The sequence below is a fragment of the Streptomyces triticisoli genome, from assembly GCF_003270085.1.
Taxonomy (GTDB): Bacteria; Actinomycetota; Actinomycetes; order Streptomycetales; family Streptomycetaceae; genus Streptomyces; species Streptomyces triticisoli.
Genome location: NZ_QFDQ01000172.1, coordinates 18582 through 28000, shown reverse-complemented (window position 1 = coordinate 28000; position 9419 = coordinate 18582). Strand labels below are relative to the sequence as shown.

At 71.3% G+C, this 9419-nt stretch carries 10 protein-coding genes; 7 read left to right on the top strand and 3 right to left on the bottom strand.

Annotated features, from left to right (window positions below; translation table 11 throughout):
• Nucleotides 1-465, bottom strand: a 465-nt coding sequence (locus tag DEP02_RS23055; RefSeq protein WP_198668545.1) for a PH domain-containing protein, incomplete at its 3' end; no start/stop codon positions are given.
• 91 nt (nucleotides 466-556) lie between these two features.
• On the opposite strand from DEP02_RS23055, the gene deoC reads away from it, so the two are divergent.
• From deoC to DEP02_RS23040, 3 genes are read left to right on the top strand one after another with little or no spacing between them, the layout of a single operon-like run.
• Nucleotides 557-1519: a deoxyribose-phosphate aldolase gene (gene deoC, locus DEP02_RS23050; protein ID WP_112469603.1), complete on the top strand. Its 963-nt coding sequence runs from the start codon at nucleotides 557-559 to the stop codon at nucleotides 1517-1519.
• Entirely contained in the window at nucleotides 1519-2958 is a 1440-nt protein-coding gene (locus DEP02_RS23045; protein ID WP_112469602.1) for an aldehyde dehydrogenase family protein, read from the top strand. Before deoC ends, DEP02_RS23045 begins: the two co-directional genes overlap by 1 nt.
• Nucleotides 2948-3853 carry an aldehyde dehydrogenase family protein gene (locus DEP02_RS23040; protein WP_112469601.1) on the top strand — a complete coding sequence of 302 codons (906 nt, stop codon included), beginning with the start codon at nucleotides 2948-2950 and terminating at the stop codon, nucleotides 3851-3853. The genes DEP02_RS23045 and DEP02_RS23040 overlap by 11 nt, the downstream gene beginning before the upstream one ends.
• A gap of 85 nt (nucleotides 3854-3938) precedes the next feature.
• Here the strand turns inward: DEP02_RS23040 and DEP02_RS23035 are convergent, their stop codons facing one another.
• A complete protein-coding gene (locus DEP02_RS23035) occupies nucleotides 3939-4328 on the bottom strand; it encodes a hypothetical protein (RefSeq protein ID WP_112469600.1) in 390 nt (129 codons plus the stop codon).
• A gap of 127 nt (nucleotides 4329-4455) precedes the next feature.
• Here DEP02_RS23035 and DEP02_RS23030 point away from each other — a divergent pair, with 127 nt between their 5' ends.
• Entirely contained in the window at nucleotides 4456-5091 is a 636-nt protein-coding gene (locus DEP02_RS23030; RefSeq protein WP_232839244.1) for a uridine kinase family protein, read from the top strand.
• Between the two features lie 257 nt (nucleotides 5092-5348).
• Here DEP02_RS23030 and DEP02_RS23025 read toward each other — a convergent pair whose 3' ends face one another.
• Complete coding sequence (locus DEP02_RS23025) at nucleotides 5349-6086, bottom strand: SigE family RNA polymerase sigma factor (protein ID WP_112469598.1); 738 nt, start codon at nucleotides 6084-6086, stop codon at nucleotides 5349-5351.
• A gap of 210 nt (nucleotides 6087-6296) precedes the next feature.
• Between DEP02_RS23025 and afsQ1 the strand changes: the two genes are divergently transcribed.
• The 3 genes from afsQ1 (at nucleotide 6297) to DEP02_RS23010 (ending at nucleotide 9341) form a co-directional block, all read left to right on the top strand.
• On the top strand, nucleotides 6297-6974 hold the full coding sequence (gene afsQ1 / locus DEP02_RS23020; protein ID WP_112469597.1) for a two-component system response regulator AfsQ1: 678 nt from the start codon (nucleotides 6297-6299) through the stop codon (nucleotides 6972-6974).
• Between the two features lie 142 nt (nucleotides 6975-7116).
• Nucleotides 7117-8739 (top strand): ATP-binding protein, encoded by a 1623-nt coding sequence (locus DEP02_RS23015; RefSeq protein WP_112469596.1) that lies wholly within the window; start codon nucleotides 7117-7119, stop codon nucleotides 8737-8739.
• A complete protein-coding gene (locus DEP02_RS23010; RefSeq protein ID WP_112469595.1) occupies nucleotides 8736-9341 on the top strand; it encodes a hypothetical protein in 606 nt (201 codons plus the stop codon). The genes DEP02_RS23015 and DEP02_RS23010 overlap by 4 nt, the downstream gene beginning before the upstream one ends.
• Nucleotides 9342-9419 lie beyond the last annotated feature (78 nt).

Sequence of the window (9419 nt, the reverse complement as noted above, 5' to 3'; positions counted from 1 at the left end):
GCCACCCGCGCCGCTCGCCTCGCGTGCGCCCGCGGCAGCGGCCCGCGCCTCCTGCCGGGCGGCCCGCTTGCGCGCCCGCAGGGAGACGGGCAACGCCCACAGCTGGTACTTGGCGGCGGACCGGTCGAGAACCTCGTTGGAGTAGCCGGAGCGCAGCCCGGAGACCTGGCCCCAGGGCAGCACGATCACGCGGAAGGGGTTGCGGACGCGCAGCCGCTCCGCGTTGACGTACACGGCGGGCCGCAGGGTGAAGGCGACCACGAGCGGCACGACGAGGATCATCGCGGCGAGCGCCAGCCACGGTTCGCGGCCCTGGCCGGTGACCAGCACGTCGATGCCCAGCCACCCGATGATGGCGAGCAGCAGGACACCGCCCGCGATGCCGGCGGACGACCGGAAGACCCGGTCCTTGTTCTCGGGGCCCTGCGGCTGCGGCGCGGTGGACTCGTGCTCGGGCGTCGTCATGGCCCCGATTGTGCACGACGCCCCGAAGCGGACGAGATGAGCCTCGGGACTGTACAGCCGCTACGCGCGTAGATATGCTCGCCTGGTGACCATGCCCACCACTGCACCCGCTGCACCCGCTGAACTCGCCGACGTCACCGCGTCCGACAGCACGCTGCGCCGTTTCCTCCACGGGCTGCCCGGCGTCGACGCGGTCGGCCTGGAGGCGCGCGCCGCCTCGCTCGGCACCCGTTCCATCAAGACCACCGCGAAGGCGTACGCCATCGACCTCGCCATCTCGATGGTCGACCTGACGACGCTGGAAGGCGCGGACACCCCGGGCAAGGTCCGGGCGCTCGGCGCCAAGGCGGTCCACCCCGACCCGACGGACCGTACGACCCCCGCCACCGCGGCCGTCTGCGTCTACCCCGACATGGTGGCCGTCGCCAAGGAGGCCGTCGCCGGCTCCGACGTGAAGGTCGCCTCGGTCGCCACCGCCTTCCCGGCCGGCCGCGCGCCGCTGAGCGTCAAGCTGGCGGACGTGCGCGAGGCGGTCGCCGCGGGCGCCGACGAGATCGACATGGTCATCGACCGCGGGGCGTTCCTCGCGGGCCACTACATGAAGGTGTACGACGAGATCACCGCCGTGAAGGAGGCCTGCGGGACGAGCGCCCGTCTGAAGGTCATCTTCGAGACCGGCGAGCTGTCGACGTACGACAACATCCGCCGGGCGAGCTGGCTCGGCATGCTGGCGGGCGCCGACTTCATCAAGACCTCCACCGGCAAGGTCGCCGTCAACGCCACCCCGGCCAACACCCTGCTCATGCTGGAGGCCGTCCGTGACTTCCGGGCGCAGACCGGCGTGCAGGTCGGTGTGAAGCCGGCCGGCGGCATCCGCACCTCCAAGGACGCGATCAAGTTCCTCGTCCTGGTCAACGAGACCGTCGGCGAGGACTGGCTGGACAACCACTGGTTCCGCTTCGGCGCCTCCTCGCTCCTGAACGACCTGCTGATGCAGCGTCAGAAGCTGGCCACCGGCCGCTACTCCGGCCCCGACTACGTGACGGTGGACTGATCACCATGGCATTCGAGTACGCACCCGCGCCCGAGTCGCGCGCGATCGTCGACATCGCTCCGTCCTACGGCCTGTTCATCGACGGAGAGTTCACCGAGGCCGCCGACGGCAAGGTCTTCAAGACGATCAGTCCGAGCACCGAAGAGGTCCTCTCCGAGGTCGCCCAGGCCGGTGAGGCAGATGTGGACCGCGCGGTCAAGGCCGCCCGGAAGGCCTTCGGGAAGTGGTCGGCGCTGCCCGGCTCGGAGCGCGCCAAGTACCTGTTCCGCATCGCCCGCATCATCCAGGAGCGCAGCCGCGAGCTGGCGGTCCTGGAGACGCTGGACAACGGCAAGCCGATCAGGGAGACGCGGGACGCCGACCTTCCCCTGGTGGCGGCCCACTTCTTCTACTACGCCGGCTGGGCGGACAAGCTGGACCACGCAGGCTTCGGCCCGGACCCGAAGCCGCTGGGCGTGGCCGGCCAGGTCATCCCCTGGAACTTCCCGCTGCTCATGCTGGCGTGGAAGATCGCCCCGGCCCTCGCGACCGGCAACACGGTCGTGCTCAAGCCCGCCGAGACCACCCCGCTCTCCGCGCTGTTCTTCGCGGACATCTGCCGCCAGGCGGGCCTGCCGAAGGGTGTCGTCAACATCCTCCCCGGCTACGGCGACGCGGGCGCCGCGCTCGTCGCGCACCCGGACGTGAACAAGGTCGCCTTCACCGGCTCCACGGCGGTCGGCAAGCAGATCGCCCGCACGGTGGCCGGCACCCACAAGAAGCTCACCCTCGAACTCGGCGGCAAGGGCGCCAACATCGTCTTCGACGACGCCCCGATCGACCAGGCCGTCGAGGGAATCGTCAACGGCATCTTCTTCAACCAGGGCCAGGTCTGCTGCGCGGGCTCCCGCCTGCTGGTCCAGGAGTCGGTCCACGACGAGCTGCTGGACTCGCTCAAGCGCCGTCTGGCCACCCTGCGCCTGGGCGACCCGATGGACAAGAACACCGACATCGGCGCGATCAACTCCGCCGAGCAGCTGGCCCGGATCACCGCGCTCGCCGAGCAGGGCGAGGCGGAGGGCGCCGAGCGCTGGTCGCCGGCCTGCGAACTGCCCTCCTCCGGCTACTGGTTCGCCCCGACGCTGTTCACGAACGTCACCCAGGCGCACACCATCGCCCGCGACGAGATCTTCGGTCCGGTGCTGTCCGTCCTCACCTTCCGCACCCCGGACGAGGCCGTCGCCAAGGCCAACAACACTCCGTACGGCCTCTCCGCCGGCATCTGGACGGAGAAGGGCTCCCGCATCCTGGCGGTGGCGAACAAGCTGCGCGCGGGAGTGATCTGGTCCAACACGTTCAACAAGTTCGATCCGACCTCGCCGTTCGGCGGCTACAAGGAGTCGGGCTTCGGCCGCGAGGGCGGCCGCCACGGCCTGGAGGCGTACCTCGATGTCCGATAAGACGGAAAAGACCGAGCCCCGACTGTCGGTCTTCAAGACCTACAAGCTGTACGTCGGCGGGAAGTTCCCGCGTTCCGAGAGCGGCCGGGTGTACGAGGTGACCGACTCCAAGAGCAACTGGCTGGCGAACGCACCCCTGTCCTCCCGCAAGGACGCCCGCGACGCGGTCGTGGCGGCCCGCAAGGCGTTCGGGGCGTGGTCCGGCGCGACGGCGTACAACCGCGGCCAGATCCTGTACCGCATCGCGGAGATGCTGGAGGGCCGCCGCGAGCAGTTCGTACGCGAAGTGGCCGACGCGGAGGGCCTGTCGAAGGCGAAGGCCGCCGCCCAGGTGGATGCGGCGATCGACCGCTGGGTCTGGTACGCGGGCTGGACCGACAAGATCGCCCAGGTGGTGGGCGGCGGCAACCCGGTGGCGGGCCCGTTCTTCAACCTCTCCATGCCGGAACCGACGGGTGTCGTGGCGGTCCTGGCCCCGCAGGAGTCGTCGTTCCTGGGTCTGGTCTCGGTGGTCGCCCCGGTGATCGCGACCGGCAACACGGCGGTCGTCGTGGCCTCCGAGGAGTCCCCGCTGCCCGCCCTCTCCCTGGGCGAGGTGCTGGCCACCTCCGACCTGCCCGGCGGTGTCGTCAACGTCCTGTCCGGCCGCACGGCGGAGATCGCCGCGCCCCTCGCCGCGCACCAGGACGTCAACGCGATCGACCTGGCGGGCGCCGACGAGGACCTGGCCAAGGAGCTCGAGACCGCGGCGGCGGACAACCTCAAGCGCGTCCTGCGTCCACAGCCTGTGGATTACTCCGCGACCCCGGGCATCGACCGCCTGACGGCCTTCCTGGAAACGAAGACGGTCTGGCACCCCACGGGCGCACTGGGCGCCTCCGGCTCGTCGTACTGAGCCGTCCCCGCAGACGAGAGCCGCGTCTCCCCTTCCTTCGGGGAGACGCGGCTCTTTCACCTATGTCCACAGGTGACTACGGGCGTCAGCGCACCGACCCGAGCGCCTGGCCCGCCACCGGGATGCTGCCGACCGACGGGGCCTGGGCCACCGGACCGGTGAGCATCTTCGAGTCGGCCGGCCTGAAATCGGCGACCTGGGTGCCGACGCTGTTGTCGAGCGGGTCGACGCCGGTGCCCGCGAGGGGGTTGGGCTTGAGGCCCACGACCGGGCCGGTGACGTGGTGGGCCGTGCCGGTCAGCGTCCCCACGGCCGCCTGCGGGTCGGCCTGACCGAGCCGGTGGCCTCCGCCCGCGGCCGGGAGGACGTCCGCCGAGGCCGTCGCCGCGCCCGCACCCAGGGCGACCCCTGCGGTCGCTGCGGCGAGCAGGGCGCGTCGGGCGGTGGAGCGGGAGGAGGACGCGTGTCGGGCCATTGCCGGTGCCACCTTCTACTGCGTTGGGTAACCAGTAAGCCGCACAGAGTAGTTGAGACATAAGCCACATTCCAAAGCCGCCCCGCGAGGTCGGCAGGCGCGCCGCCATGCGTCAGACTGGTCTTCCGTGAGCCCTCATCTCCCGTCACCCGCCCGTGTCGTGCTGCTCTGCGGCCCCTCGGGCTCGGGCAAGTCCCTGGTCGCCGCCCGCTCCGGACTGCCCGTGCTGCGCCTCGACGACTTCTACAAGGAGGGTGACGACCCCACCCTGCCGCTGGTGGCGGGGAGTTCGGACATCGACTGGGACCACCCCGGCTCGTGGGACGCGGACGCCGCGGTGGAGGCGATCACCCGGCTGTGCGCCACGGGCGGCGCGACGGTGCCGGTCTACGACATCTCCCTGAGCGCCCGTACCGGCGAGGAGCCTCTGCACATCGGCCGCACCCCGCTGTTCATCGCGGAGGGCATCTTCGCCGCCGAGATCGTGGAGCGCTGCCGGGAACTGGGCGTCCTGGCCGACGCGCTGTGCCTGTCGCGCGGGCCGGTCACCACCTTCCGCCGGCGGTTCCTGCGGGATCTGAAGGAGGGTCGCAAGTCGGTGCCGTTCCTGCTGCGCCGCGGCTGGCGGCTGATGCGCGCCGAGCGGTCGATCGTCGCCCGTCAGGTCGCACTGGGCGCCCACCCCTGCGACCGGGACGAGGCCCTGGGCCGGATGGCGGCAGCGGGGGCGGGGCGTCGGACACAGGCGCGGACGGCGGCGTAAGCGACGTAATCGGCATGACCGGCATGACCGGCCCAACCGGCTTACGGTGCGCGGGCGTACGGACCCCGCGCACCCGCACCCGCACGCGAAAGCGGGGCTGGACGGACCCCCGGCCCTCCAGCCCCGCTCCCTTGGTGCTCCCCCACGTTCCCCCGTGTTGTCCCCCGGTTTCCCCGTTCCCCGGTGTCCCCCCGGACTTCCCCCGTCCCCCCCCTTTTCCTCCCCTTTCCCCCGTTTCCCCCTGTCCTTCGGCCGGTTCAGGCGACGAGCTCGCCGAAGGACTCCTCCTGGTCACGGCCGAAGCTGAGGACCTCGTCCTCGCGCAGCCGGCGCAGGGAGCGCCAGATGCTGGACTTCACCGTGCCGACACTGATGCCGAGGATGTCCGCGATCTCCGGGTCCGTGCGGCCCTCGTAGTAGCGCAGGACCAGCATGGTGCGCTGGAGTTCGGGCAGCCGGGCGAGCGCCTGCCACAGGACGGCGCGCAGTTCGGTGCCGCGCATGGCGTCCGTGTCGCCGGGCGTCTCCGGCAGTTCCTCGGTCGGGTACTCGTTGAGCTTGCGGCGCCGCCAGGCGCTGATGTGCAGGTTGGTCATGGTGCGGCGGAGGTATCCGCCGACCGCCGCCTTGTCGCTGATCCGGTCCCACGCCCGGTACGTCGAGAACAGCGCGCTCTGCAGCAGGTCCTCGGCCTCGAAGCGGTCTCCGGTGAGGTGGTAGGCGGTTGCGTACAGGGAGGCGCGGCGCTCCTGGACGTAGGCGGTGAACTCCACCTCCGACAGGGTGCGGCGCTCCCCCGAGCCCTCCCCGTACGCGGTTCCCCCGTGCGTTTCCCCCGTGTGCGCGTCAACCACCGTCATGTACGCGGTGTGCTGACGCCCGGTGCCGCGAGCGCACCCCCGCGGGCTCACGGCACCGGACTTCTCCGAACTCCGGCCCATGTCGTGCAGACGCGTGACCACTGCGCTGTTGCTGGTGCTGTGCAGCGTGTTCATCTCGCGCCCCCCGTCGTGGAGTTCCGGAGTTCCGGCTGTTCCGTCGTGCTTCCGTGCTTCCTTGCCTGTGCCGAAAATCTTGCCTGCGCGACTTCATGGCCATGTCCCCCGACTGTCACAGACCTGTCACAGGGGCCGCGACACGGCGCTACCCGCGCGTAGCTCTCCGGGAGTCGAAAGCCCACCCCCGTATGCGCCAGAATGAGGTCCGTGCCTTCCCTGTTGCTGATCGAGGACGACGACGCCATCCGGACGGCCCTGGAGCTCTCACTGACGCGCCAGGGACACCGGGTGGCCACCGCTGCCAGTGGTGAGGACGGTCTGAAGATGCTGCGCGAGCAGCGGCCGGACCTGATCGTGCTGGACGTGATGCTGCCCGGCATCGACGGGTTCGAGGTGTGCCGGCGCATCCGGCGCACGGACCAGCTGCCGATCATTCTGCTCACCGCGCGCAGCGACGACATCGACGTGGTGGTCGGGCTGGAGTCCGGAGCGGACGACTACGTCGTCAAACCGGTCCAGGGCCGGGTGCTGGACGCCCGGATCCGGGCCGTGCTGCGCCGCGGCGAGCGGGAGGCGAACGACTCGGCGACCTTCGGCAACCTCGTCATCGACCGTGCGGCGATGACGGTGACGAAGAACGGCGAGGACCTGCAGCTGACCCCGACCGAGCTCAGGCTGCTGCTGGAGCTGAGCCGGCGGCCCGGGCAGGCGCTGTCCCGGCAGCAGCTGCTGCGGCTGGTGTGGGAGCACGACTACCTCGGTGACTCCCGGCTCGTGGACGCCTGTGTGCAGCGGCTGCGCGCCAAGGTCGAGGACGTGCCGTCGTCCCCGACGCTGATCCGCACCGTACGCGGAGTCGGTTACCGCCTGGATACGCCGTCGTGAGCGACGCACGCGTCAACGCGTCCTGCGCACAGCGCAGTCGATCGAGGGTGGTGGCGGGCTGCGGGCGGGACACCGGCCCGCAGCCGAGCGCGACAGCCGCACCTCTGTGCCGCGCGGGCGGGGAAGCGAACGGTAGGACACTGTGACCGAACAGCACGGGGGGCTCCATGGCTGGGCCTCGAAGCGCAGGGGAGCACTGTCCCGGTTGCGGTTCACCAGTCTGCGCCTGCGGGTGGTCGTCGTCTTCTCGCTGGTCGCGCTGACCGCCGCCGTGTCGGCGTCCGGGATCGCCTACTGGCTCAACCGCGAGGCGGTGCTGACCCGCGCCCAGGACGCGGTGCTGCGCGACTTCCAGCAGGAGATGCAGTACCGCGCGGGCTCGCTGCCGGCGCACCCGACGCAGGACCAACTGCAGCACACCGCCGGCCAGATGGCGGGCAGCAGCCAGCGCTTCAGCGTGCTGCTGGTCGGCCAGGACACGAACGGCCGCACGGTGTACGGCAACTCCGGCGGCCTGAGCGGCTTCTCGCTCCAGGACGTGCCCGAGTCGCTGCGCACCGCGGTGAACAAGCGGCAGCCGCTGTCCTCGGCCAACAAGACGCCGTACCACCTGTACTGGCAGCGGGTCGTCCGGCACGGCACGCCGTACCTCGTCGCCGGGACCAGGATGGTCGGGGGTGGTCCGACCGGCTACATGCTCAAGTCGCTGGAGCCGGAGGCCAAGGACCTCACCTCGCTGGCCTGGTCGCTGGGCGTCGCCACCGGCCTGGCGCTGATCGGCGCCGCGCTGCTCGCCCAGGCCGCCGCCACGACCGTGCTGAAGCCGGTGCACCGGCTGGGAATCGCCGCGCGCCGGCTCGGCGAGGGCAAGCTCGACACCCGGCTCAGGGTGTCCGGCACCGACGAACTCGCCGACCTGTCCCGCACGTTCAACAACGCGGCCGAGGCACTGGAGAAGCGGGTCGCCGACATGGCCGCCCGCGACGAGTCCTCCCGCCGCTTCGTCGCGGACATGAGCCATGAGCTGCGTACGCCGCTGACCGCCATCACCGCCGTGACGGAGGTGCTGGAGGAGGAGCTGGACTCCGAGAGCGGCGGCATCGACCCGATGGTCGAGCCCGCGGTCCGGCTCGTGGTCAGCGAGACCCGGCGGCTGAACGACCTGGTCGAGAACCTGATGGAGGTCACCCGCTTCGACGCGGGCACGGCCCGGCTCGTCCTGGACGACGTCGACGTCGCCGACCAGATCACCGCCTGCATCGACGCCCGTGCCTGGCTGGACGCGGTCGAGCTGGACGCCGAGCGCGGCATCCACGCCCGGCTCGACCCGCGCCGTCTGGACGTCATCCTCGCCAACCTCATCGGCAACGCGCTCAAGCACGGCGGCTCGCCGGTGCGGGTCTCGGTCCACGAGGCGGACGAGGAGATCGTCATCCAGGTCCGCGACCACGGCCCCGGCATTCCGGAGGAGGTCCTGCCGCACGTCTTCGACCGGTTCTACAAGGCGAGCGCCTCCCGGCCGCGCTCCGAGGGCAGCGGCCTCGGCCTGTCGATCGCCCTGAACAACGCCCACATCCACGGCGGCGGCATCAGCGTGGCCAACTCCCCCGAGGGCGGCGCGGTGTTCACGCTGCGGCTGCCGCGGGACGCCTCGGCACTCGCGGCGGAGAAGACGAAGAAGACGAAGAAGACGGAGAAGACGGAGAACGCCAAGAGCGAGGGCGGCAAGAGCGAGGGCAGCGACTCGAAGGGGAAGGTCCGATGAACATACGCCGACTCCTGCCGGCGCTCCCCGCCCTGGCCCTGCTGCTCGCCGGCTGCGGGATCCGCCCCACCGAGGTGCCCACGGACTTCGGCGCCGCGCCCTCCCGCGTGCCCTGTTCGCTGTCCCAGCCGAACGTGACCACGCAGTCCCCGCGCGGCGTGCCCGTACAGGTGTTCCTGCTGTGCGGCTCGTCGCTGGTGACCGTCGACCGGACCGTACGAGTCCCGGAGAACACGGCGGACGCGCAGCGGCGCGTGATCGTGGCGCAGGGGCTGCTCGACCAGCTCGCCGCGACACCGTCGGCCGGCGAGTCGGCGGCCGGGTACACCACGCACGTTCCCGGCGGTCTGACCGTCACCGGACCGCGCCCCAAGGACCCCGAGGAGACGCTCCGGCTGAGCGCCGCACCGGGCGGCCTCACCCCGTACGCCCTCGCGCAGATCGTCTGCACACTGTCCGACTCGGCGGCCACCGAGGGCGACGGCTCCGTGGTCCTCGGCGGCCCGGACGGCACCCGGCTGCTCCGCTACCAGTGCAGCGAGGAGCTGCGCTCCCGGCCGGGCGCCACGAAGCCGCCGTCGTCCCAGGTGACCGGCGACTGACACACGGGCGGCCGGACGCGTGTGACACAGCACGCACTGCGGTGCGTGCCCGCCTGCCGGAACCGACCGTGCCGAGGG